At 64.4% G+C, this 21,824-nt stretch carries 19 protein-coding genes; 10 read left to right on the forward strand and 9 right to left on the reverse strand.

Going from position 1 to position 21,824, the window contains the following annotated elements:
- Positions 1 to 302: 302 nt before the first annotated feature.
- On the reverse strand, positions 303 to 2,366 hold the full coding sequence (locus Q0J54_RS05910) for an elongation factor G (protein WP_296304537.1): 2,064 nt from the start codon (positions 2,364 to 2,366) through the stop codon (positions 303 to 305).
- Positions 2,367 to 2,735: 369 nt separating this feature from the next.
- Between Q0J54_RS05910 and Q0J54_RS05915 the strand changes: the two genes are divergently transcribed.
- Entirely contained in the window at positions 2,736 to 3,335 is a 600-nt protein-coding gene (locus tag Q0J54_RS05915; protein ID WP_296304538.1) for a DUF948 domain-containing protein, read from the forward strand.
- A 6-nt stretch (positions 3,336 to 3,341) separates the two neighbouring features.
- On the opposite strand, the gene Q0J54_RS05920 is transcribed toward Q0J54_RS05915, so the two are convergent.
- Positions 3,342 to 3,752, reverse strand: coding sequence for a thioesterase family protein (locus tag Q0J54_RS05920; RefSeq protein ID WP_296304573.1), 411 nt, complete (start codon positions 3,750 to 3,752; stop codon positions 3,342 to 3,344).
- A 27-nt stretch (positions 3,753 to 3,779) separates the two neighbouring features.
- Between Q0J54_RS05920 and Q0J54_RS05925 the strand changes: the two genes are divergently transcribed.
- The 4 genes from Q0J54_RS05925 (at position 3,780) to msrA (ending at position 7,431) form a co-directional block, all read left to right on the forward strand.
- A complete protein-coding gene (locus Q0J54_RS05925) occupies positions 3,780 to 4,952 on the forward strand; it encodes an MltA domain-containing protein (protein WP_296304539.1) in 1,173 nt (390 codons plus the stop codon).
- A gap of 454 nt (positions 4,953 to 5,406) precedes the next feature.
- Positions 5,407 to 6,393, forward strand: a complete 987-nt coding sequence (gene galE / locus Q0J54_RS05930; protein ID WP_296304540.1) for a UDP-glucose 4-epimerase GalE — start codon at positions 5,407 to 5,409, stop codon at positions 6,391 to 6,393.
- A 115-nt stretch (positions 6,394 to 6,508) separates the two neighbouring features.
- Positions 6,509 to 7,033, forward strand: coding sequence for a methionine-R-sulfoxide reductase (locus tag Q0J54_RS05935; RefSeq protein ID WP_296304541.1), 525 nt, complete (start codon positions 6,509 to 6,511; stop codon positions 7,031 to 7,033).
- A gap of 14 nt (positions 7,034 to 7,047) precedes the next feature.
- The gene (msrA, locus tag Q0J54_RS05940; protein ID WP_296304542.1) at positions 7,048 to 7,431 is read left to right on the forward strand and encodes a peptide-methionine (S)-S-oxide reductase MsrA; all 384 of its coding nucleotides are present in this window, start codon (positions 7,048 to 7,050) and stop codon (positions 7,429 to 7,431) included.
- Positions 7,432 to 7,804: 373 nt separating this feature from the next.
- Here the strand turns inward: msrA and Q0J54_RS05945 are convergent, their stop codons facing one another.
- Entirely contained in the window at positions 7,805 to 8,200 is a 396-nt protein-coding gene (locus tag Q0J54_RS05945) for a PaaI family thioesterase (RefSeq protein ID WP_296304543.1), read from the reverse strand.
- Between the two features lie 106 nt (positions 8,201 to 8,306).
- A complete protein-coding gene (locus Q0J54_RS05950; protein ID WP_296304544.1) occupies positions 8,307 to 9,245 on the reverse strand; it encodes a TIM44-like domain-containing protein in 939 nt (312 codons plus the stop codon).
- 591 nt (positions 9,246 to 9,836) lie between these two features.
- Between Q0J54_RS05950 and Q0J54_RS05955 the strand changes: the two genes are divergently transcribed.
- The 4 genes from Q0J54_RS05955 (at position 9,837) to Q0J54_RS05970 (ending at position 12,259) form a co-directional block, all read left to right on the forward strand.
- Entirely contained in the window at positions 9,837 to 11,282 is a 1,446-nt protein-coding gene (locus Q0J54_RS05955) for a putative sulfate exporter family transporter (protein WP_296304545.1), read from the forward strand.
- A 30-nt stretch (positions 11,283 to 11,312) separates the two neighbouring features.
- On the forward strand, positions 11,313 to 11,474 hold the full coding sequence (locus Q0J54_RS05960) for a bacteriocin-type signal sequence (RefSeq protein ID WP_296304546.1): 162 nt from the start codon (positions 11,313 to 11,315) through the stop codon (positions 11,472 to 11,474).
- Positions 11,475 to 11,549: 75 nt separating this feature from the next.
- Positions 11,550 to 11,816, forward strand: a complete 267-nt coding sequence (locus Q0J54_RS05965) for a hypothetical protein (protein ID WP_296304547.1) — start codon at positions 11,550 to 11,552, stop codon at positions 11,814 to 11,816.
- Positions 11,813 to 12,259 carry a DUF523 domain-containing protein gene (locus Q0J54_RS05970; RefSeq protein WP_296304548.1) on the forward strand — a complete coding sequence of 149 codons (447 nt, stop codon included), beginning with the start codon at positions 11,813 to 11,815 and terminating at the stop codon, positions 12,257 to 12,259. Before Q0J54_RS05965 ends, Q0J54_RS05970 begins: the two co-directional genes overlap by 4 nt.
- Positions 12,260 to 12,377: 118 nt before the next feature.
- On the opposite strand, the gene Q0J54_RS05975 is transcribed toward Q0J54_RS05970, so the two are convergent.
- The 3 genes from Q0J54_RS05975 to Q0J54_RS05985 are packed head-to-tail and all read right to left on the reverse strand — an operon-like array spanning position 12,378 to position 15,607.
- On the reverse strand, positions 12,378 to 12,908 hold the full coding sequence (locus Q0J54_RS05975) for a HyaD/HybD family hydrogenase maturation endopeptidase (protein ID WP_296304549.1): 531 nt from the start codon (positions 12,906 to 12,908) through the stop codon (positions 12,378 to 12,380).
- 59 nt (positions 12,909 to 12,967) lie between these two features.
- Positions 12,968 to 14,644 (reverse strand): nickel-dependent hydrogenase large subunit, encoded by a 1,677-nt coding sequence (locus Q0J54_RS05980; RefSeq protein ID WP_296304550.1) that lies wholly within the window; start codon positions 14,642 to 14,644, stop codon positions 12,968 to 12,970.
- Positions 14,645 to 14,659: 15 nt separating this feature from the next.
- The gene (locus Q0J54_RS05985; protein WP_296304551.1) at positions 14,660 to 15,607 is read right to left on the reverse strand and encodes a hydrogenase small subunit; all 948 of its coding nucleotides are present in this window, start codon (positions 15,605 to 15,607) and stop codon (positions 14,660 to 14,662) included.
- A gap of 271 nt (positions 15,608 to 15,878) precedes the next feature.
- Here Q0J54_RS05985 and Q0J54_RS05990 point away from each other — a divergent pair, with 271 nt between their 5' ends.
- On the forward strand, positions 15,879 to 17,147 hold the full coding sequence (locus tag Q0J54_RS05990) for an O-acetylhomoserine aminocarboxypropyltransferase/cysteine synthase family protein (protein ID WP_296304552.1): 1,269 nt from the start codon (positions 15,879 to 15,881) through the stop codon (positions 17,145 to 17,147).
- Positions 17,148 to 17,264: 117 nt separating this feature from the next.
- Here Q0J54_RS05990 and Q0J54_RS05995 read toward each other — a convergent pair whose 3' ends face one another.
- Positions 17,265 to 19,343 (reverse strand): methyl-accepting chemotaxis protein, encoded by a 2,079-nt coding sequence (locus Q0J54_RS05995; protein WP_296304553.1) that lies wholly within the window; start codon positions 19,341 to 19,343, stop codon positions 17,265 to 17,267.
- Between the two features lie 166 nt (positions 19,344 to 19,509).
- Complete coding sequence (locus Q0J54_RS06000) at positions 19,510 to 21,813, reverse strand: FAD-dependent oxidoreductase (RefSeq protein WP_296304554.1); 2,304 nt, start codon at positions 21,811 to 21,813, stop codon at positions 19,510 to 19,512.
- Positions 21,814 to 21,824: the final 11 nt, after the last annotated feature.

The following is a 21,824-nucleotide window of genomic DNA, read 5'->3' on the forward strand; positions in this document are numbered from 1 at the left end:
GCTGTAGCCGAGGAGATCGGCAATGCTCCTGAGGGATTTTTCCCCCGGAAGCCGCTCCATGATTTCTCCGTGAGTTTTGGTAAGGTGTTTTTGCCCCATGACAGTTCCTCGTTGTTGAGGTGTTTGTTTGCAAAGCAACTGTCATGGGGCTTTCTTTTTTGGGCAAGCCCTCTGTTACCTTTCAATTTACAATCTGCCTGCAAAAAAGTCCCCTTCCTTCCCCCGCATCATCCCCGCAGCACGACAAAAAACGCGGCCTGCCGGAGCGGGCCGCGTTTTTTTGTGTCGTTCAGGGACAGGTTTTATTCCTGTCCGTTATGTTCCTGGTATTCGGCGATGACGCGGTCGGCGATGGGCTGCGGCGCTTCTTCGTAGTGGGCGAATTCCATGGTGAAGAAGCCCTGGCCACCGGTCATGGAGCGCAGGTCGGGCGCGTAGCGCAGCACTTCGCTCATGGGGACGTGGGCCTTGATCTCGGTGACGCCGGCGCGGGAGTCGGAGCCGAGCACCTTGCCGCGGCGGGAGGAGAGGTCGCCGATGACGTCGCCCATGTTTTCGTCGGGCACGGAGACGGTCAGCAGGACCACGGGCTCGAGGAGGACGGGCTTGAGGCTTTCCATCGCCTTTTTGAAGGCCAGCGAACCGGCGACCTTGAAGGCCATTTCCGAGGAGTCCACGGTGTGGTAGCTGCCGTCATAGACCTTGACGCGGAAGTCCACCACCTGGCAGCCGGCGAGGAAGCCGCGGGCGGCAGCCTCCTGGATGCCCTTGTCGATGGCGGGAATGTACTGACGAGGGATGACACCGCCGACGATAGCGTCCTCGAACACATAGCCGGAGCCGCGCGGCAGGCCTTCCAGCTCGATCCAGCAGTCGCCGAACTGACCGCGGCCGCCGGACTGCTTCTTGTGGCGACCCTGCACCTGACATTTGCCGCGCACGGTCTCACGGTAGGGAACCTTGGGGGTCTTGAGGATGATGTCCACCTTGAAGCGGCGGCGGGCCTTTTCCACGGAGAGCTCGATGTGAAGCTGGCCCATGCCGGAGAGGAGGATATCGCCCGTTTCCTCGTCCCGGCCGAGCTTGAGGGTGATGTCCTCGTCAAGCAGGCGCTGGATGGCGGCGTAGACCTTGTCCTCGTCGCCCTTTTCCTTGGGCGAGAGGGCGTAGGTGATGAGCTGCGGGGGCAGTTCGGGGGCGGGCAGGGTGAAGGGGGCCTTTTCGTCGCAGAGGGTATCGCCGGTACGGGTATTCTTGAGCTTGGCCACGGCAACGATGGCGCCGGGGCCCACCACGTCCTTGCAGGGGGTCTGGTTCTTGCCCACCATATAGAGCAGGTTGCCCAGGCGTTCGTTTTCCCCGCTGCGGGTATTTTTGACCGTGGCGTCGCCGTCGATGGTGCCGGAGAGGATGCGCAGGAAGGAGAGCTGGCCGGTGAAGGGGTCGGCCAGGGTCTTGAAGACGAAGGCGGCCAGCGGCTCATCGGGGGAGGAGGCACGTTCATTGCCTTCGGCGTCCATGAAGGGAGGACGTTCCAGCGGGGAGGGGAGCAGGGCCTGTACGGCGTCGAGCACGGCCGCGCCGCCCTTGTTTTCCAGCGCGGAGCAGACGAGCACGGGCGTCAGATAGCCGCGCAGCACGCCATTTCGCAGGCCGGTACGCAGGTCGTCGTCGGTCAGGCTGCCTTCCTCAAGGTATTTTTCCATGAGGGCTTCATCGCTCTCCGCGATATTTTCCACGGCCACGTCCCGCAGCAGGGCCACGTCGTCGGTCACTTCGTCAGGCAGGGTGATGGGGGTGGGGACGCCGTCGGGCCCGAATTTGTAGGCGTTGCCGCTCAGCACATCCACATAGCCGGTGAACGCTTCGCCGTCCCGGAGGGGATAGTGCAGGGCGACGGCCTTGACGCCCAGCGAGCTCAGGCTGTCGAAGGCCATGCCGAAGTCGGCGCGGTCGCGGTCCAGCTTGTTGATGACGAAGAGGGCGGGCAGGGATTCGTCACGGACGGCGGTCCAGAGCTTCTTGGTCAGGGGGCGCACGCCGTCCACGGCATCCAGCACGAAGAGCACGCTGTCCACGCCCTTGAGCAGGTAGTCCATATCCCCGGTAAAGTTGCCGTCGCCGGGAATGTCGAGCAGAAAATGCCTGTTCTTGTTCCACGTCCAGGTGGCGACGGCCGGCTGTATGGAGCCGCGGCGGCGGACTTCTTCGGGCTCATAGTCAAGGCTGGTGGTCCCTTCCTCAATGGCGCCCATCCGCGAGATGGCGCCCGTGGTGAAGAGAAGCATTTCCGCCAGCGAGGTTTTGCCGCACCCGCCGGTGCCGACGAGAGCGAACGTGCGTTGAGCATCTACCGGGTTGGACATAGAAAACTCCCTTAGTAATCAGTGTGGCACGGAACCGGAAGGGCCTCAGCCGAGCGGGGCATGGCGCGTTTCCGGCCGCATGCCCGGCAGCGGGGGCCGGCATCGCAGCGCATGCGGTCGGGAAGGGCGGCGCCGTAAGGCGCGGGACGCCTCGACACGCTGTCCCCCCTGCGGGAGGAAAACGCCTTCCGCCGTCCCCGTAAAACCGCATGCCGTGGCAGCGAATGGGCCCGGCATGGTTTTTCTACTGCTTTAAGCATAGCGCGTCGCTGAAAAAAAGGGAAGTCCCCCGGTCAGTGTGGACTCCTTGACAGAAAGTGGGGGAAGGATGACTATAAAAGGATAGGATGTCCCTTCCGGGAGGCAAAGATGATCGTTCTGGCTGCCGGGGCCTTTATCGTGCTCGTGGGCCTGATTTTCAGTTTTCGCATCATGCGGCGCGGCATCGGCTCGCTGGAGAGCAGCTCGCAGCGGCTGCAGGAAAAGATAGACGGCGAGGAACGCCGGATCGCCGAGGACGTGCGCAATATGAGCAGCGCCGAGCATATGGATGTCACCACGGCAGCCGTGCGGGATCTGCTGCGTCTTACGCCGGGCCGGGAGGCCTGCCCCGTGGAGGTGGAGGGCCGCCGACTGGTGCTGCATCTGCCGGAAGGGGATGTCAGTCTGGCGCTGGCCATGCAGGAGGCGTCGTTGCGCTCCCTGCACAAGCGCATCCAGGGGCATGCTGTCTGGCAGGTACGCGGCTGCCGGCGCGATGCGGATTTCCATGATGTGGGATCGGCCATGCGGCATCTGGACCACATCCTGCGCGGACACGAGAAAGAGGCGGAGGAACTGCCGCAGTTCGCCCGCCGTTTTGCGCCTGCGCGCGGCAAGGCCCTGCCGGCGCACCGGCATATGACCGCCGCGGCCGGCCGTCTGGCGCAGGGCAGGCCCGCCGCCAGGGAGAGCCTGCCGGGAAAGTAGGGAGGATCAGGCCGTCGTCGTTTGTTCTCCGGCCGGGAGGTGGAAAAGCGCCTTGAACCAGTCCGGGACGGCTGTCGGACGGCCCTCCCGGTTGACCAGCGCATGCTGGGTGCTGCCGCTGGCCAGCAGGGCGGACTTGTCCTCATTCCACATCTCATATACAAAGACGAGCGATGCACGTCCCCATTCGCTGATGCCGGCATGCACCTGCACCAGATCGTCATAACGGGCCGGGGCCCGGTAACGGCAGCGTGCCTCGCGTACCGGCAGCAGGATGCCGCGCGCCTCGACCTCGCGGTAGCTCATGCCCCGGCAGCGGATGTATTCGCTGCGGGCGCGCTCGAAGATGTGAAGATATTCCGCATAGTACAAAACTCCCATGGTGTCGGTCTCCCCGTAGGACACGCGGTGCGACATCCAGACATCGGAAGCAGGAAAACTGGTATGCACGCCATTGCTCCTTCGCAGGCGAAGCCCCTGCGAGCGTCGTTGTTTGCGCTTGTGCGCTGTGGTCTTCTGCTGGCGCTGACGCTTTTGTGCGCCTGCGCCGGAAAATCGTCGGACGTCAGGGAGCAAGCGCCGCGCTGGCGGCCCCTCGGCCCGGCCGTGACGGCGGAAGAGCCGCGGGAATTCGTCCGCTGGCTGGATCCCCGCAATCAGGATCTCACGTCATGGCGCGAGATGGCTCCTACGGTGCGGAAGTCCCTGCGCTATGTCAAGAGCAAACCGCAGGACGCGCTGGCCGTCAACCGCCCCGGGCTCAGGCTGACCTGGGGGGATATGCGCCGGACGCTGGAGCGGCTGGAAGCCCTGCTGCCGCGCCTGGATGCCGAACCGGGGCTTTTCCTGGCCAATTTCACCTGGAAGGCCGTGCCGCAGGGGATAGATTATTCAGGCTATTACGAGCCTTACGTCCGGGCCAGCCGGACGGCCAAACCCGGGTATCCGCAGGCCATCTACAAGCTGCCGCCGGATCTGGCCGCCGTCAAGCGGCGCAATCGGGGCCGCTATCACGACCGCCGCACCATCGAGGAAAAGCAGGTGCTGGCCGGCAGGGGGCTGGAGCTGGCCTGGGCGGCCGATCCCGTTGACGTCTTCTTTCTGGAGATTCAGGGGTCCGGCCGGCTCATCTTTGACGACGGCACGCAGGCCTTCGTGAACTATGCCGGGCAGAACGGCCACAAGTACAAGAGTTCCGGCCGCATCATGCGGGAGAAGGGCCTCCTGACGGAAGGCCATATTTTCGAACAGCGCGAGTGGTTCAAGAACAATCCGCAGCGGGTGGACGAGATCCTGCACGAAAATCCCAGTTACGTCTTTTTTCGCTTCGGCAACCGCGGGCCCACGGGAGCCATGGGGCAGGTGGTGGACGACTGGCTCTCGCTGGCGACCGACCGCAAATATATCCCGCTGGGCGCGGTGGTGGCCTACGGCGTCAACGCGCCCGACCCGGATTACGGGACCATCCCGCTGCGGGGTATAGGCTTCGCGCAGGACGTGGGCGGCGCCATCAAGCGCAACCGCATCGACATCTTCTGCGGCGGCGGCGAGCGGGCCAATTATGTGGCCAGCCATCTGGACGCGCACGGCCCGGCCTGGGTGCTGGTGGCGCGTTAGAGGCTGTTGCACACTTTCACAGAGTATTTCACCAGTACTCTAAATCAGTCATGCGCGCTCCGCTTGCGTTGGGGGCGAGGTTGGCTCGTGTGTCTGTGTCTTTCCCTGGTCAAAGCGCGCTGGGGAAGGGAGCGCCCCGACGGGCGGCCGCAGGTCGTGTCCGTCAGGCGACGCAGGAGCCTTGCGGGCATCGGCAACGGCGCGAGCGGGTCTCCTTGCCCTCAGACAAGCGGCAAGAGTGCTGACAGGCCCCAGGCAGGGCCGGCGGCGCGCGCCGCCCGCGCGGGCCCTTGTGCGCGGCATGGCGACGGGGAATGACCGGGCGGGTGGCGGAACCATCTGTGGATGCTGCCTGAACGGCGTTGTGAAAGCCGCCGTGCGGCTGCGAAAGTCCCGCACGCGACCTGCGGACACGCGGCCTGACATGCTGCGTACGGCAAATAATGGGGGAGATATGACCGTTTTGATCTGTGGCGGGGCCGGCTATATCGGCTCACACGCGGTGCGGGCACTGCGCGCACAGGGGCGCGAGGTGGTGGTGCTGGACAATCTGTTGACCGGCCACCGGCAGTCCCTGCCCGCGGATGTGCCCTTTGTGGAAGGCGACATGCGCGACCCGGCTCTGCTGGACGCCGTTTTCGGGCGGTATGCGGTGGATGGCGTGCTGCACTTTGCGGCCAGTTCTCTTGTCGGCGAGAGCATGCAGCTCCCCCTTGCGTATTTCAGCAACAATGTCCACGGCATGCAAACCTTGCTGGAGGCGATGGTGCGTCACGGTGTGGCGCGCATCGTCTTTTCCTCATCCGCCGCTGTCTACGGCGAGCCGGACAGCGTGCCCATCACCGAGGACGCCCCCCTGCGGCCCGGCAATCCCTATGGCGAGAGCAAGCGCATCATGGAGAGCATGATGCGCTGGGCCGCCGTGGCGCATGGCCTGCGCTATGTCTCCCTGCGGTATTTCAATGTGGGCGGCGCGGTGGCGGACGGCTCCATCGGCGAGGATCACCGGCCGGAAAGCCACCTCATCCCGCTCATCCTCCAGGTTCCTCTGGGCCGGCGGCCGCATATCATCATCAATGGGGGCGATTACGATACCCCGGACGGGACCTGCATCCGCGACTATGTGGGCGTGGAGGATCTGATCGAGGCCCATGTGCTGGCGCTGCGCCATCTTGAGGCCGGCGGGGAAAGCGCGGTCTTCAATCTGGGCAGCGAACAGGGCTTCTCCGTCCGGCAGATGGTCGATGCCGCCCGTCGCGTCACAGGACATCCGCTCCCGGTGGTCATGGGCGGACGCCGGCCCGGCGACCCGGCCCGGCTGGTGGCCTCCTCCCGCCGGGTGGGGAGAGTGCTCGGCTGGCGGCCGCGTCAGAGCGTGGAGGAGATCATCGCCTCGGCCTGGCGCTGGCACAGCAGCCATCCTGACGGCTTCGGCGCGTAAGCGTCATAAAAATACTAATAATTCCTTTTATCAAAAAGCGGCAAAATTTTTTCCTGCCAGGGCTCTTGCCAAATGGGCGGAGCCTTTTATCTGTCAAAAAACTTAGGAGAACAGTATGAAATGTCATACGCATTTCAAGGACGTTCCCCTGCTTGTCGTCAGCATCATCGCCAGCCTCCTGCCTGGCTTCACCTTGATCAAAACCCGTAACGCGGAGGCGCTTATGCCCGCATCTGCCATGCCGCCCCTCAACAAGAGCGAAGCGGCGGTCATCCTCAACAAGGCGACCGAGCCGCCCTTCAGCGGCAAGTACAACCACCAGGGCGAGCCCGGGACCTACATCTGCCGGCAATGCGGCATGCCACTCTACAGCAGCGCTGACAAGTTTGATTCCGGCTGCGGCTGGCCGAGCTTTGACGCCGAACTGCCCGGCGCCGTCAGGCGGCTGCCGGATGCGGACGGGCAGCGCACGGAGATCGTCTGCGCCAGCTGCGGCGGCCATCTGGGCCATGTGTTCGAGGGCGAGGGCTTTACCGAAAAGAACACGCGGCATTGCGTGAATTCCCTCAGCATGGCCTTTGTGGAAAAGGGCAGTGAAGCGGAAAAGGAGGCCTTTGCCCGTCAGCAGTCCGCAGCCTGACCGCCACGGCCATCGTGGCCGGAGGCTGCTTCTGGGGCGTTGAGGATGCTTTTGAAAAGCTGCCCGGCGCCAAGGAGGCCGTCTCGGGCTATACGGGCGGCACGATGTCTTCGCCGAGCTATGAGCAGGTAAGCACCGGCAGGACGGGCCACGCCGAGGCCGTGCTGATTCGGTACGATCCGTCGAAGTTCAGCTACGAGCAGATCTTGCGCCGCTTCTTTGAGATCCACGATCCGACGCAACTGGACCGGCAGGGGCCGGACGTGGGCAGCCAGTACCGGTCGGCCATCTTCTACGCCTCCGGCAGCGAAAAGCACATTGCCGAGCACCTCATCGACGAGCTGAAGGCTGGGCTACAAGGTGGTGACGCGACTGGAAAAGGCGGGCCCCTTCCATGAGGCGGAAGCCTGCCACCAGAACTTCGCCGCCCGCACAGGCCGGGGAGGCTGCCATTTGCCGGTCAAGCGCTTCGAACAGCGTGCGGCGCAGACGACGTGTGTGGGGAGGGGAGCTCCCCCCGCGACGACAGCCGGCCGGCAGCGTACGGCGGGGTCCCGCTGGAAAGGCTGGGTGGCGCTGACGCAAGGCCGCCATGACGGCAAGACGCCGGAGGAGGAATCCACCGGCGTCATTTTTTCATATGTGCAGGCTCCGGCGGAGACGGCCCGACCGGGATGCCGCAGCGCAGCCAGAGTCGGCCGGTCAGAGGGCGGCAAAACGAGAAAAGCCCGGCAAGGCGGGCTTTTCAGGTACGTCAGGGGAGAAAGGTGGTTAATCAGGGAGCTGGACATCCGTCTGAAAACCGGTAGCCATGCACCGGGCAATGAGCTGGCCGTCGGCATCGCGCACTTCCACGGTGTAGCTCTGGATATGCGCGCCCTTGCGGACGAGGCGGGCTTCGGCGACAAGGGGACTGGATCTCCCGGGCCGCAGGAATTCGATGCTGGACGTGAGGCTGACGACGCCGTTGACCTGTCCGGCATTGGCCGCCGCGCCAAACGCCACATCGGCCAGGGCAAAGATGGCGCCGCCGTGGGCAAGGCCCATGCCGTTCTTGTTGTGTTCCTCAATGGGCATGGTGACGCGGGCGTATTCCCGGCTGGCTTCTTCGATGGTCATGCCGAGATGGCGCATAAGCTTGTCATGCTTGGCTACGTAATTGTTCATGGGTATCCTCTGTGAAGGTTCGCGGCAGGCGGCAAGGGCTCTTGGCGCTGCCATGAAAAAGGCAGGCCGCCGTCGCGGCCTGCCGAAAGGAAAAGGAAGGGGAAGACTAGGCGGATACCTGCTGGATGCCGTCCAGCTTCCACGTCCCGTTATTGTTCCGTTCACGGACGAAGTGCCAGATCTCCCGGGCATTGTTCGGCGTGGGCTGCCGCGGATCTTCACGCAGCAACACGTCGAAATAGACCTGGGCGCGCTCCTCGGGGCCTGCCTCGCTCACTTCCAGCAGCTGGGCATTGACGAGGATGATCTCCGTATGGCTGGGCGTGGGATCCTGCGCCAGCTGCGCGCGCAGTTCGTCCATGACGGCGGGGGTGACGAAGTGGGCGATATCATTCAGGTCGCGCTTGTCCCAGGCGCTCTGGAGGCGATTGTAAGCCATCTTGGCGCCCTGGAGGAATTCGTCGGCATCGAAGCCGGCCGGGAGCCGCGGAGCGTCGGCCTGCGGCGTCGCGCCGCCAAGGGCCCCCCAGGCTGCCTGGGCCGTCCCGTTGGCCGAGGTGTCGACATACTGGCTGGAATGGTCCTGCTGCGGGGCGGACGTCTGGAACAGGCCGCCGTGAGCGCCCGCGGCAGCGGCGGGCGCGGGCGAGGGGGCCGAAGAACCGGCACGGCGGCGGCTGAGGAAGCGGTAGGCAAGGTAGATCACCACGCCGAGGATCAGGATATCCAGAAAGCCGCCACCGGAAAATCCCGCTCCGGAGAGCAGGGAACCCAGGAGCGTGCCGGCCAGCAGACCGCCGAGCATGCCGCCCATGCCGCCCAGAAAGCCGCGGTTGGGCTGGGCGACGGCGTTCTGACGCTGGGCGGTGCTGGGCTGCGCCTGCCGCTGCATGGTCGTGGGCGGAGCGGCCGGGCTGCGCATGGCGGGACGGCTCCCGAAGGAGCGACCGCCACCCATGCGGGCGGCTTCGGCCGTGTCAGGCATGACGACGGCACAGGAGGCAAAAAGGAGAAAGAAGGCGGTGACAAGAGCTTTGAAAGACATGGTTGACTCCCTGAGGGGGTTGGACGACGTCTGGCGACGTCATGTGGATATGTCACTCTTATCTATATAGTCATGGCGTCGGATATGGCAAGGGGCAGGTGGCGGACAAGCCGGCAGGCGCGGCAAAAAGCGGGAAAGGCAATAAATGATGCTGAAGCGCCGGAATCTTGCATATCTGATGTATTTATAACAAAATGTAACGGTGACCAGCCGCCGTACCGCCGTACCGGCGGCGAAGAGAAAGGGGGCCTGCGCTCCGACGTGTCCGCCAGCCGGCCGCAAAACGTCGTATGGCGAAATCTCGTTGTGATGCTTGCCAAAGTATCATCTGTGAATGAGGAATCGTATCATGTTATGGCTTGACAACGGTAGGGATAGGGGTAGAAAGGAAATAAGTAGTTCAAAGAATCACAATGTCAGCGCGGGCGACAGGCGGCAGCCGGGTGGGCTGCCGGAGGTTGTTTGCCGGATCCTGCCGGGCCGCATAATGCAATAGGGGGTTACCAGACAGTTGGTGTATTGCTGCTGACGAATGTGGAGTGATCCGCCCGACGGGCGGATGTGGTGTCAATTCAATTGGAGGAGATGTCTATGACAACGAAAGCAACATTCAATGAAGATAAGGTTGCCCTGTTATTGGGTTCAATCATCTTCATTCTTGCCTTGGGCAAGTTCGTCGGCATCGACGCGCTTGGCTGGGCGCTGAAGATGGGCATGTGGGTGGGTGACCCAATCAAGTGCTGGAGCTCCGCCAGCAAGATCATCCCCGGTGTGGGCGCGCTCTTTGCCACCTATGTCTTTGTGGCGGCGCTGCTTGGTTTCGGCGTGAAGCTGATGAACGGCAATGTGGGCCGTTTTATTGCCGGCTTCACGGTGATCTTCTTCATCGCCGTGGCCTGCTATACCGTGGGCGCCAACGCCTATATCGCGGCCAATCCCACCCAGCTGGAAAAGCAGGGCATCACCTGGGCGCTCGGTCTGAGTACGGAAGCCGGTCTGATCCTTGCCCTTATCATGGGCCTGCTCATCGGCAACGTGACGCCGGGCTTCGCCAACTGGCTGCGTGACGCCTGTCGCCCCGAACTCTTCGTCAAGATCGCCATCGTGGTGCTCGGCGCCGAACTGGGCGTCAAGGCCGCCGGCGCGTCCGCCTTTGCCGGCCATGTGTTCTTCCGAGGCCTGTGCGCCATCGTGGAAGCCTACCTGCTCTACTGGGCCGTGGTCTACTATGTGGCCCGCAAGTACTTCAAGTTCAACAAGGAATGGGCGGCCCCGCTGGCCTCCGGTATCTCCATCTGCGGCGTGTCCGCCGCCATCGCCACCGGCGGCGCCATCCGCGCTCGGCCTGTGGTGCCGATCATGGTGTCCTCCCTGGTCGTGGTGTTCACCTGCATCGAAATGCTGATCCTGCCCTTCATCGCCCAGCAGTTCCTGTACACCGAGCCCATGGTGGCCGGCGGCTGGATGGGCCTGGCGGTGAAGTCCGACGGCGGCGCCATCGCCTCCGGCGCCATCACCGAAGCTCTGATCCTGACCAAGGTGGCCGGCATGACCGGCGTGCAGTACGAACCCGGCTGGATCGTCATGGTGACGACCACGGTCAAGGTGTTCATCGACATGTTCATCGGCATCTGGGCGCTGTTGCTGGCCTACATCTGGACGGCCAAGTTCGACAAGACCCGCGGCGAACGCAGCATGACCTGGGGCGACGTGATGGAACGCTTCCCCCGCTTCGTGCTGGGCTATCTGGCGACCTTCCTGATCATGCTGGCCATCTGCCTGCTGGAACCCAACGGCCCCATCCATCAGATTGGCAACAAGGTCTCCGGCGTGGCCAACTGCTTCCGCGTGATCTTCTTCCTGCTGACCTTCTTCAGCATCGGCGTGGTCTCCAACTTCCACAAGCTGCGTGAAGAAGGCATCGGCCGCCTGGCCGTGGTGTATGTGGTCTGCCTGTTCGGCTTCATCATCTGGGTGGGCCTGTTCATTTCCTTCGCCTTCTTCCACGGCATGCATCCGCCGGTCATGGGCGGCTAGTCATCCCGTGTTCAGTAAAGGAGAACTCTCATGGAAGATAAAGAAGTCAAGCTGCACGAAGAAATCCAGAATATGGAATACGAACCTCTTGATGAGACGGAAATGAAGCTCATCCACTGGAGCTGGGGCCTTGGTGTGGGCCTGCTGGTGGTGCTCTTCCTCATCAGCAAGTTCGTGATGACCGTCCACTAGGCCTCACCGTCACCATCTGATCTGACGAGACCGGGAGGGGATTCCCCTCCCGGTCTTTTGCAAGGAGCGACATCCATGCCCCGTTATCATCTCCGTTTTCTCAAGGGCCCCAATTACACGCTGCGTCTGGCGCAGGAAGCCACCGTGGAGGCCCCGTCCTTTGCCGAGGCGCTTGCGCCGTTCACCGACTGGCCCATCACCGAATCCTACGACCACGCCACGGCCACGGCCTGGAATCCGGGCACCTGCATGTATTATCAGGAGATGTGGGAGGCGGCCCTCCTGCCGGACACGGACGAGGACGGCAGCGCCGGCACGAAAGCCAGGGACGCCAAGGCATGAAGACCTATGTGGTCAGCGGTTGCCTTGCCGGGCTTTCCTGCCGCTATGACGGCGGCAGCACCCCCTTTGAGCCCGTGCGCAGGCTGGTGGAGGAAGGACGTGCGGTGACGGCCTGCCCGGAAAGCCTGTCCGGCCTGCCGGTACCGCGTCCGCCGTGCGAGCAGCGGGACGGCCGGGTCATCATGCGGACAGGGGAGGACGTGACGGAAGCCTTTGAACTGGGCGCCGAGAGGGCCATGCGCATCGTGCGCGCGCACGGCTGTACGGCGGCCATCCTCAAGGCGCGTTCGCCTTCCTGCGGCTTCGGGCAGATCTATGACGGCAGCTTTACCGGGGCCACCTGCGCGGGTATGGGGATCTGGGCGCGTCGCCTGCGGGAGGCGGGCCTCACCCTCTACTCGGAGGATGTGCTCCCCCCTGAGCTCACAGGAGAAACAGACTGAATGCCCTCGCACGGCAGCGGGGCCATCCAACAGGAACAGGGCGCGCTGGAGCGGTTCTGCCGGGAAGCGGCGGCCGCTCCTTTTGCTGCCCATACTGATCAGGCGTGCGGGGGCTGCGTCAGATCGCGGGGGCTGACGGCGCGGCGGCACGCGGGGTGGCGCGGATGCCCCGCCGCTCCAGCTCCTCCACGACCTTGCGGCAGAAGGTGGGCAGCATGGCTTCCGCCTGCGGGCTGAGCTGCATGACCATGCTCTGATAGTCGAAGGGCTGCAGGCCGAAAGCGATGGTTTCCGGGCGATGTCCGGCCAGTTCGCAGGTGACCAGCGTGTCCAGCAGGTCCGTCTGGTGCATGGAATCCCGAAAGCTCAGGCTCTTGCGCAGGTCGTCATTTTCCAGCAGATAGACCGTGCCCGGGGCTTCGCCGCCCAGGACCACATCCAGTACAATGAGCAGATCGCAGGACTGGATCTCCGGCATGAGCATGATGCCGCCGGTCTCGCCGGCCAGGAACTGCACGTTTGCCGGCCAGTCGTAGTGTTCTTCAAGATAGGCGACGGCGCGTACGCCGAAGCCCTCATCACACAGCAGAATATTGCCGACGCCCATGATGAGGATGCGTGGCGGCGTTTCCGGGCTGGGGGAATGCATGGCGCTCCTGAAAAAAAGCGGGGGCCGAAGCCCCCGCCATATTGGGTCGTGTTGCGGGACTACAGCACCTTGAACGTGTGCACTTCATTGCTTTCGCCGTCGATGACGTGAACGGCGCAGGCGATGCACGGGTCAAAGGAGTGAATGGTGCGCAGGATCTCCACCGGGCGCTTGGGATCGGCAACGGGCGTGCCGATGAGGGCCTGTTCGGCGGCGCCCATGGCGTCCTTGGCGTCGCGGGGGCCAAGGTTCCAGGTGGTGGGCACGACCAGCTGGAAATTGCCGATCTTGCCGTCCTCGATGCGCAGCCAGTGCGAAAGACCGCCGCGGGGCGCGTTGACGAAGCCCACGCCGCGCGCGTCCTTGGGGATCTCGAGGTCTTCCACGATCTGCTGATCCTTGACGATGTTGTCCTGATAGATCTTCAGCCAGGCGTCGATCTGCTTGGCGATGGCCAGGGTCTCGATGCCGCGGGCGGCCGTGCGGCCCAGGGTGGAGTAGAGCGCCTCGGGGCCCACGTTGAGGGCCTTGAGCACATGATCCACAAGGGGCTTGATGGCTTCATGGCCCTGGGCGTAGCTCACGAGCACCTGCGCCAGCGGGCCGGTCTCCACGACGGTCTCATTGTACCGGGGAGCCTTGAGCCAGGAGTAGCGGTCGGTGTCGCCCATCTTGGTGAAGTGGGGGACGGTCACGCCATCGTAGGGCGGCAGGGCCTTGTCCCCTTCGAACCAGCTGTGGCGCACATGTTCGGCGATCTTTTCCGGTTCGAACTTCTTGACGCTGGAGAGGTCGCGCTTGTAGATGATGCCGGGTTTGAGCCAGCGGCTGTCGAGCTGGCGTTCGCCGCCCGGAGCCGGGAACTCGCCGAAGGTCATGAAGTTCTCGGTACCGCCGAAGGCCGCCCAGTCCTTGTACTTGCTGGCCACCATGAGCAGGTCGGGGATGTAGACCTGTTCCACGAAGTCGCGGGTCTCTTTGTACAGATCGGCATATTCCTTGATGCGCGCGGGCGTCAAAGACTCGTAACAGGTCACGCCGCCGGCCACCAGGAATTGCGGGTGGGGGTTCTTGGCGCCGAAGGCCGCCATGGCCCGCGCCGTCTTGACCTGCACGCGCAGGGCTTCCAGATAGTGGGCCGTGGCCACGAGGTTTTCTTCCGGCGTCAGGTAGTAGGCCTCATGCCCGCCGAGGAAGTAGGCGTTGGTGAAGGGGCCGAGCTGGCCGGAAGCCACAAAGGCTTTCAGCTTGTCCTGCACGGCCTTGAAGTCTTCGGTCTTGGCCGGGCGCGGCGAGATGGAGGAGGCCAGCTGGGCCGCTTTGGCCGGGTCGGCCTGCAGGGCGCTGGTCACGTCCACGAAGTCGAGGGCGTGCAGATGATAGAAGTGTACCAGATGGTCATGCAGGAACTGCGCGCCCAGCACGAGGTTACGGATGTAGGTGGCGTTGGCCGGGATGCTGACCTTGATGGCGTCTTCCAGCGCACGGGTGGAGCAGAGGGCGTGAGTATAGGTGCACACGCCGCAGGTACGCTGGGTGATGTGCTGGGCGTCGCGCGGATCACGTCCTTTCAGGATGTTTTCCAGTCCGCGGAACAGGGTGCCGCAGCTGCGGGCGTCCTTGATCTTGCCGTTTTCCACTTCCACTTCGATGCGGAGATGCCCCTCGATACGGGTCAGGGGATCCACCACGACAGGGCCGGAATAGCTGCTCTGGGGGGTTTTCTTGTCGCTCATGTGGTTTCTCCCTGGCTAGTTCTGGTAGAAGGGGGTCAGTTCGTCCCAGAAATTGGGTTCGCTGCAGCCGATGCAGGGGTGACCGGCGCGCACGGGCCAGTTGGTTTCGTTGAACAGGGCCTTGGGGCAGTTGTTGAAGGTGCTCGGCCCCTTGCAGCCCAGTTCATAGAGACACCAGCCCTCGCGCGCTTCCCTGGAATTGAAGGAGGGCGCGAATTCGCCGGCCTCGAAGTGCGGCAGGCGTTCGCACTGATCATGCACGGACTGGCCGTAGAACATGGTGGGACGGCCCTTGTCGTCCACCTCGATCTCCTTGCCCTGGAGGAAGGCCACGATGGTCCCCACCAGATTGAGGGGATTGGGCGGACAGCCGGGGATGTTGATGGCCTTGATGCCGAGATCGGCATAGCAGTCATTGACGCCCTTGGCCTGGGTCGGGTTGGGTTTGGCGGCCTGGATGCCGCCGTAGGCGGCGCAGGTTCCCATAGTGATGACGGCCTTGGCCTTGGGCAGGATGCGCTTGCCGATGTCGTACATGGTGTGGCCGGCCACATAGCCGAATTTGCCCATGTCGGCGGTGGGCACGGCGCCTTCCACGATGCAGATGAAGCCGTCCGGGCCTTCCACGGCCTTGTTCAGGGCATCTTCCGCGGCTTCGCCGGCGGCGGCCATGATGGTTTCGTGGTAATCCAGGGAGATGGTGTCCAGGATCAGGGAATCAAGGAAGGGTTTGTATGTGCGCAGCAGGGCTTCGGAACAGCCCGTGCATTCAGCGAAATGCAGATACACCACGGAAGGCCGCTTGCCCGTCAGGGCGGCGGCCACCTGCGGCGCAAAGGCAGGGCCCATGCCCATGGTGACGGCCACGGCCGTACAGAATTTCATGAAATCGCGGCGGCTGACGCCGGCGCTGTCAAGGCGCTGTTCCGCATCTTTTTTGCCCAGTCCCACGGCAATACGCATAAGAGCCTCCTGGCAAGAATGTGTGAACACAAGGCAGAAACGGGCGACGAGCCGAGCGGGCGGCCCGCCCGTCCGCGGCGGAAACGGCATGCTCCGCCGCGGACGCGTATGTCTGGATAGGGTCAGACTAGCCTGTTGGGAAGGGCAGGTCAATAGGGGCATGCTTTTTGGGCGGGGTGTGAAAAAGGGAGCACGCGCCGCGGTTGCCATGCGGCCCGGCCTGACGTAAGATGCCGCTCGATATTTCAGCATGTTCAGCGAGGTTTTTTGCATGAAAGAAGCGTCCCTCTGCCTTTATGCCGGGTACACGCCGGGCAATGGCGAACCGCGCGTTTTGCCCATTGTCCAGAGCACGACCTTTACCTATGCTTCCACAGCGGAAGTAAGCAAGCTTTTCGACCTTGAGGCCGAGGGCTTTTTCTATACCCGCCTCGGCAATCCCACCGTGGACGCGGTGGAGAAGAAGATCGCCGCGCTCGAGGGCGGCGTGGGCGCGCTGTGCACCGCGTCCGGGCAGGCCGCCAACCTGCTGGCCGTGCTCAATCTGGCTCGCAGCGGCGATCATATCGTCAGCACGGCCAGCATCTATGGCGGCACCTTCAACCTCTTTGCCGTGACGCTCAAGCGTATGGGCATCGAGGTGACCTTTGTGGATCAGCACGCGCCGGACGCGGAGATCGCCGCGGCCATCCGCCCGGAAACGAAGGCCGTCTTCGGCGAGACCCTGTCCAATCCTTCCATGGACGTGCTGGACATCGAACGGCTGGCCGGCATCGCCCATGCCCACGGCCTTCCCCTCATCGTGGACAATACCTTCGCCACGCCCATCCTCTGCCGGCCGCTGGATTTCGGCGCGGATATCGTGATCCATTCCACCACCAAGTACATGGACGGCCATGCCGTGCAGATGGGCGGGGTCATCGTGGACGGCGGCCGCTTCGACTGGACGGCGAGCCCGCGCTTCCCGGAATTCGTGGAGCCGGACGCCTCCTATCACGGCCTCGTGTACACGAAGGCTTTCGGCAAGTCGGCCTACATCGTCAAGGCACGGGTGCAGCTCATGCGCGACATGGGCGTCTGCCAGACGCCGCAGGGAGCCTTTTACATCAATCTGGGGCTGGAGACCCTGCCCATGCGCATGGAAAGGCATTGCGCCAATGCCCTGCGGCTGGCCCAGTGGCTGAGCGGGCACGACAAGGTGGAGGAAGTGCTCTATCCCGGGCTGTCGTCCAGCCCCTGCCATGCGCTGGCCAAGAAGTATCTGCCCCGGGGGTGCGGCGGTGTGGTGTCCTTCACGCTCAAGGGGGGGCGTGAGGCCGGGGCCCGTTTCATCGACGCCCTGGAGCTCATTTCCCTTCAGGTGCATGTGGCCGACATCCGTACCTGCGTTCTGCATCCGGCCAGCTCCACGCACCGTCAGCTCAGCGACGAGCAACTGGTGGAAGCGGGCATCACCCCCGGCATGGTTCGTCTGTCCGTCGGTGTGGAGCATGCCGACGATCTGCTTGCCGATCTCGCGCAGGCGCTGGACAAGGCGTAGGATCGGGCAGACCGGCCGTGTCCCCGCGTGGCATCCCCCGCCGGCGCGGCTTCCCGTCAGCAAAGCAAAAGGCCCCGTTTACGGGGCCTTTTTTCTTCATGGCGGGAAGGTGGCGGGCTATTCCACCAGCCTGTCGGCCACCTTCTGCAGTTCCCTGAGTTCTTCGGTCAGCGCCTGGGTGGATTCGGTGGCCTGCGACATGGCGTCGACCAGTTCCTTGCTGATGGTGTTGACCTCTTCAACGGCGTTGTTGATCTGGGCGGAGGTGGCGGACTGCTCCTCACTGGCGGAAGCGATGAGGCGCACCATATCCGCCGCCTCGGTGGACAGCGTGACGATGGCGGCCAGATGATCGCCGGAGGCGCGGGCCAGTTCGGTCACCTGATTGATGCCGCCGACGGCCTCGTCCACATTCTTCATATTGGTGACAGCATCGCGCTGGATGCCGCCCATGGTCTTGTCCACCTCGGTGGTGGCGGCCATGGTCTTTTCGGCCAGCTTGCGGACCTCGTCGGCCACCACGGCGAAGCCGCGGCCGGCTTCCCCGGCGCGGGCGGCCTCGATGGCCGCATTGAGCGCCAGCAGGTTGGTCTGGTCGGCGATATCGGAGATGACGGTCATCACCTGCGTGATGTTCTGGGCCTCGCCGTGCAGATGCTCCATGTCCGCGCGCAGGCGCAGGGACTTTTCCTGCACGGCATTGATGGCCGTGACGACGTCGTTGACGATGCCCTGTCCTTCGCTGGCCTTGTCGCGCATGGTGGCGGAGTGGGAGGCGGCGTCCTCCGCGTTCTTGGCGATGTTGAGGACGGCGGCGTTCATCTGTTCCATGGCCGACATGGTCTCGGCCATGCGCTGCGAGGTCTGGCGCGAGGATTCGTCCGCCTTGGCGATGAGCGTGAGCACGCTGCCGCAGGCCGTATTGGCCGTGCTGATGCGGGTGGTGGTCTCGCCGGCGGCCTCCTGGATGCGTTCGGCCGTTTCTTCCATATGGCGCTGTTGCCGGGTGATCTCCGTGAAGTCCAGCCAGACGACCAGCGTATCCCGGACGTTCTGCTGATTGTCGAAAATGGGCGTGGCCACGACCGCGCCGAAGGCTTCCCCCTTGCCCGGGATAGTGAGGTGGCGGTTTTCCCGGAGGGTCTTGCGCGTTTCCACACAGCGGCGGGCAATGTCGTCATCCGCGCCGATGAAGGCGCGCATATTCATGTTGACGTAGCTTTCCGGCTCGCCCTTGTGGGCGAAGAGATCCAGCATGGGCGCGTTGACGAAGCGGATGACCTCCTCCGTATCGCAGACCATGACCGGCGTGGGCATGGAGCTCAGCACGCCCCTGGAGAAGGCAAGCTGCGCCACCAGCTTGTCCAGCATGCTGTCGAGCGCGCGGGCCAGTTCGCCCACCTCGTTCTGGGCCGTATCATGCAGACGGGAGGAGTGGTCGCCGTCCATGACCTGCCGGGCAAAGCGGGCGGTGTCGGCCAGGGGGCGGCAGATGCCGCGCCGTACGAAGATGAATGAGTAGACCAGCGCGCCCGCGAGCAGCAGCAGGGTCACCGTCAGCAGGGTGATGCTCCGCATGACGCGGGCGCGGCTTTCCTCCACCTGAGCGGCGGTGCGTGCGGAAAGGAGACGGAAGAATTCCTTCAGCGGCTGCATGATCTTGTCCGTCTGGCGGGTGTAGTCCTCGCCGAAGACCAGCAAGCAGGCCAGTTCCCTGTCCGGCGCGCCGGTGACGCTCTTGCCGTCCGCCGTGGTGGTGATGCCCTTGACGGCGTTCATGGCCTTTGTCTCCAGGACCACCAGCGCGTTGGAAAGGTCGTTGGCCTGCTTGACCAGCGCGAATTCCTGCTCGGTAAAGCCGTTTTCACGCATGAGATCCGTCAGACTGACCGTGCGCCCGGGGGCCACGGCCTTGTCCTGCGAACGGGGGATTTTGCCGGCGCGCTCATCCACGATGGCAAGGTAGGCCGTTTCGTAACGCGCATCGCCGGTGACGGCGTATTCGCGTACGTTGCTGGTCAGCATCTCAGAGGATTGCATCAGCTCGTTGGCAAGTTGCAGGGCGACTTCTTTCTGCCGGTTCATGCGGACGTTGCCTTCCACATCGCGGTAGAGAGTGCAGACAAGCAGGGCCACGCAGCAGATCAGGACGAACATGATGCCATTGACAAGGCTGGTCGAGCGCGAAATGGTCATACGGGCTTCCCCCAACGTTATATGACGTTCTTATCGGCGTACGCGGGGAAAGCATTAGCGATGAATGCGCCAGACGTGCGGAAAGGCCCGGCACGGCGGAGCTCCCGCATGGGGGCCCGCCGTGCCGGAGTATCGGAGGATGCGGCCGTGCCGGAGAGAGGGCGGATCAGGCGGCGGTGGTATTGACCTGCATCTTCCAGATGCCACAGGGGCAGACGCCGGCGCAGATGCCGCAGCCGATGCAGCGGGTCGGGTCGGACGCGTAGGTGGCGCTGCCGTCCGCCTCCACCGTGCGGCTGATGGCCTGTTGCGGGCAGGCCGTCAGACAGAGACTGCAATCGCGGCAGGTGCCGCAGCTTATGCAGCGTTCGTAGTCGTGGGCCGCATCGGGACGCTTGTCCGCCGGGCAGGGCGCGAACCAGGCCGTGTGCAGGCTGGCGGCCGGTACGCACTGGCGCTGGGTACGCGCGGCCTCCGCGACCGTGCCGCGCAGGCGGGCGTCCACGGCCTCGGCGACGCGCCGGCCGGAGCCGATGGCGTCCACCAGCAGGCCGGGCCGTACCACATCGCCCACGGCAAAGACGTTGTCCAGCACGCTGCCGTCGGCGGCCGGCGAGAGCCAGTCGCGGAAGCGCGGGGCCGTCTCGGGCACGAAGTCCAGTTCCGGCGTCTCGCCCACGCTGATGATGACCATATCCGCCGGGAAGAGGCGGCCTTCCTCGTCCACGAGGCCCTGTTCCGTGATCTCCCGGGTGCGCACCGGCCAGACGATCTTGCCGCCGAGGGATTCGATGTGCGCCATCTCATGGGCAAAGGCGGCGGGCTTTTGCACGTCGATGCAGGTCACGTCGCGCGCGCCGCAGGCAAAGGCCCCGGCAGCCACGTCCATGCCCGCATTGCCGCAGCCGATGACCACCACCCGTTCGGGCACGGCGGGCGATTCGCCACGGTTCACGGCCTTGAGGAAGTCGATGCCCGCCACGACGCGTTCCTTGCCCGGCCAGGGGAAGATGCGCGCCTTGTGGCCGCCCGTGGCGACGATGACGGCATCGTGCTCCTTGCGCAGGGCGGCAAAGCGTTCGGCATCCACCCGGCAGCCGGTGCGGATGGTCACGCCGGCGTCGCGGATGCGTTGCAGTTCCGCGGCCAGCACATCCTCATCGAGCCGGGCATGGGGGATGACCTGCCGCAGCTTGCCGCCGATCTCTTCGTCGGCTTCGTAGACGGTGACAGCGTGCCCCTTGTGCACGAGCTGCCAGGCAGCGCTCAGGCCGCCCACGCCGCCGCCGATGATGCCCACGCTCTTGCCGCTGGCCGGGGCGGCGACCGGCAGCGCCGTTTCGGCGGAGAGCCGCCCCAGCGCGCCTATCTGGATGGCGTCGTCCAGCTGGTTGCGGCTGCAGGCGGTCTGGCAGAGATTGGGGCAGACATGGCCGCAGACCGAGGCCGGGAAGGGGCTGTGCTCCAGCACGAGGCGCAGCGCCTCGTCCACGCGGCCCTGGCGCAGCAGGTTGAAGCGGCGCTGCGAGGGGATGCCCGCCGGGCAGGCGTGCTCGCACGGGGCGTCATGGCGGGCGTTTTCCCAGACGGGACGGCGCAGGCGGTCCGCATCATGCACGACAAGGCCGCGCACGCTGAAATCATCCGGGCAGACGTCGCTGAAGATGCCGTTCTCCACCCAGCGGTTACGGCGGAAATCGTGCATGTCCGGCAGGCCTTCATGGCTGTCCGCGGCGTGCGGGGCGGGCAGAATCTTGCGCCAGTGCTTCCAGACGGTGAGCTCCCGGCGCAGGCGCGGCCGTTCCACGGCATCGAGGAAGGCTTCCAGTCCGGCATCCAGAAAGGCGATGTCGTCCTCGTCCAGCGGATGCACGGCCACATCCGGCGGCAGGTCGCCCAGCGGGCCGCGTACATAGATGACGCCGCCCACCATGCCCACGCAGGGGCGTTCGCCCAGCACGCTGGAGAGGGTCTGGCTGTTCCAGCCGCAGACCACGGCCTTGCCGCCGCCCATGAATTCGAAGGAAAAGCTGCCCACGCTTTGCAGCACCCAGAGTTCGGGAGCTTCATAGAGGGGGTCGTGCTTCATGAGCGAGCCGGAGCGGGTCCCGGCGCGTCCGCCGATATAGATGCGTCCGGCGGCGGCGCAGTGCCCCGCCGTGTCCCCGGCGTCGCCGCGCACGATGATACGTCCGCCGGCATTGAGCCAGCCCACATCGGCCGGGGCCGGGCCGTTGACGATGACCTCGGTGTCCGGCATGCACATGCCGCCCACGCGCTGGCCGGGATTGGTGACCACGAAGCGCAGGGGGCGGCCTTCACGGTTCCAGAGCGGCCCGCCGATGTCGTGCTGGCCGGAGGCTTCGATGACGAAATCGGTTTCGCCGCGTTCCACCGCCTCCTCGATGCGCAGGAGCAGGTCCTGTGTGGAAAGGCGCTGGTGTTCATGTACGGTCGTCAGATGCAGCATGACAAATCTCC

This window comes from uncultured Desulfovibrio sp. (assembly GCF_944324935.1).
In the GTDB taxonomy this organism is placed as follows: Bacteria; Desulfobacterota; Desulfovibrionia; order Desulfovibrionales; family Desulfovibrionaceae; genus Desulfovibrio.

What these genes read in the sequence shown, in the direction of transcription:
- Q0J54_RS05910 (WP_296304537.1), bottom strand. Translation starts at nt 2,366, where the DNA reads ATGTCCAACCCGGTAGATGCTCAACGCACGTTCGCTCTCGTCGGCACC.
- Q0J54_RS05915 (WP_296304538.1), top strand. Translation starts at nt 2,736, where the DNA reads ATGATCGTTCTGGCTGCCGGGGCCTTTATCGTGCTCGTGGGCCTGATT.
- Q0J54_RS05920 (WP_296304573.1), bottom strand. Translation starts at nt 3,752, where the DNA reads ATGTCGCACCGCGTGTCCTACGGGGAGACCGACACCATGGGAGTTTTG.
- Q0J54_RS05925 (WP_296304539.1), top strand. Translation starts at nt 3,780, where the DNA reads ATGCACGCCATTGCTCCTTCGCAGGCGAAGCCCCTGCGAGCGTCGTTG.
- galE (WP_296304540.1), top strand. Translation starts at nt 5,407, where the DNA reads ATGACCGTTTTGATCTGTGGCGGGGCCGGCTATATCGGCTCACACGCG.
- Q0J54_RS05935 (WP_296304541.1), top strand. Translation starts at nt 6,509, where the DNA reads ATGAAATGTCATACGCATTTCAAGGACGTTCCCCTGCTTGTCGTCAGC.
- Q0J54_RS05945 (WP_296304543.1), bottom strand. Translation starts at nt 8,200, where the DNA reads ATGAACAATTACGTAGCCAAGCATGACAAGCTTATGCGCCATCTCGGC.
- Q0J54_RS05950 (WP_296304544.1), bottom strand. Translation starts at nt 9,245, where the DNA reads ATGTCTTTCAAAGCTCTTGTCACCGCCTTCTTTCTCCTTTTTGCCTCC.
- Q0J54_RS05955 (WP_296304545.1), top strand. Translation starts at nt 9,837, where the DNA reads ATGACAACGAAAGCAACATTCAATGAAGATAAGGTTGCCCTGTTATTG.
- Q0J54_RS05960 (WP_296304546.1), top strand. Translation starts at nt 11,313, where the DNA reads ATGGAAGATAAAGAAGTCAAGCTGCACGAAGAAATCCAGAATATGGAA.
- Q0J54_RS05965 (WP_296304547.1), top strand. Translation starts at nt 11,550, where the DNA reads ATGCCCCGTTATCATCTCCGTTTTCTCAAGGGCCCCAATTACACGCTG.
- Q0J54_RS05970 (WP_296304548.1), top strand. Translation starts at nt 11,813, where the DNA reads ATGAAGACCTATGTGGTCAGCGGTTGCCTTGCCGGGCTTTCCTGCCGC.
- Q0J54_RS05975 (WP_296304549.1), bottom strand. Translation starts at nt 12,908, where the DNA reads ATGCATTCCCCCAGCCCGGAAACGCCGCCACGCATCCTCATCATGGGC.
- Q0J54_RS05980 (WP_296304550.1), bottom strand. Translation starts at nt 14,644, where the DNA reads ATGAGCGACAAGAAAACCCCCCAGAGCAGCTATTCCGGCCCTGTCGTG.
- Q0J54_RS05985 (WP_296304551.1), bottom strand. Translation starts at nt 15,607, where the DNA reads ATGCGTATTGCCGTGGGACTGGGCAAAAAAGATGCGGAACAGCGCCTT.
- Q0J54_RS05990 (WP_296304552.1), top strand. Translation starts at nt 15,879, where the DNA reads ATGAAAGAAGCGTCCCTCTGCCTTTATGCCGGGTACACGCCGGGCAAT.
- Q0J54_RS05995 (WP_296304553.1), bottom strand. Translation starts at nt 19,343, where the DNA reads ATGACCATTTCGCGCTCGACCAGCCTTGTCAATGGCATCATGTTCGTC.
- Q0J54_RS06000 (WP_296304554.1), bottom strand. Translation starts at nt 21,813, where the DNA reads ATGCTGCATCTGACGACCGTACATGAACACCAGCGCCTTTCCACACAG.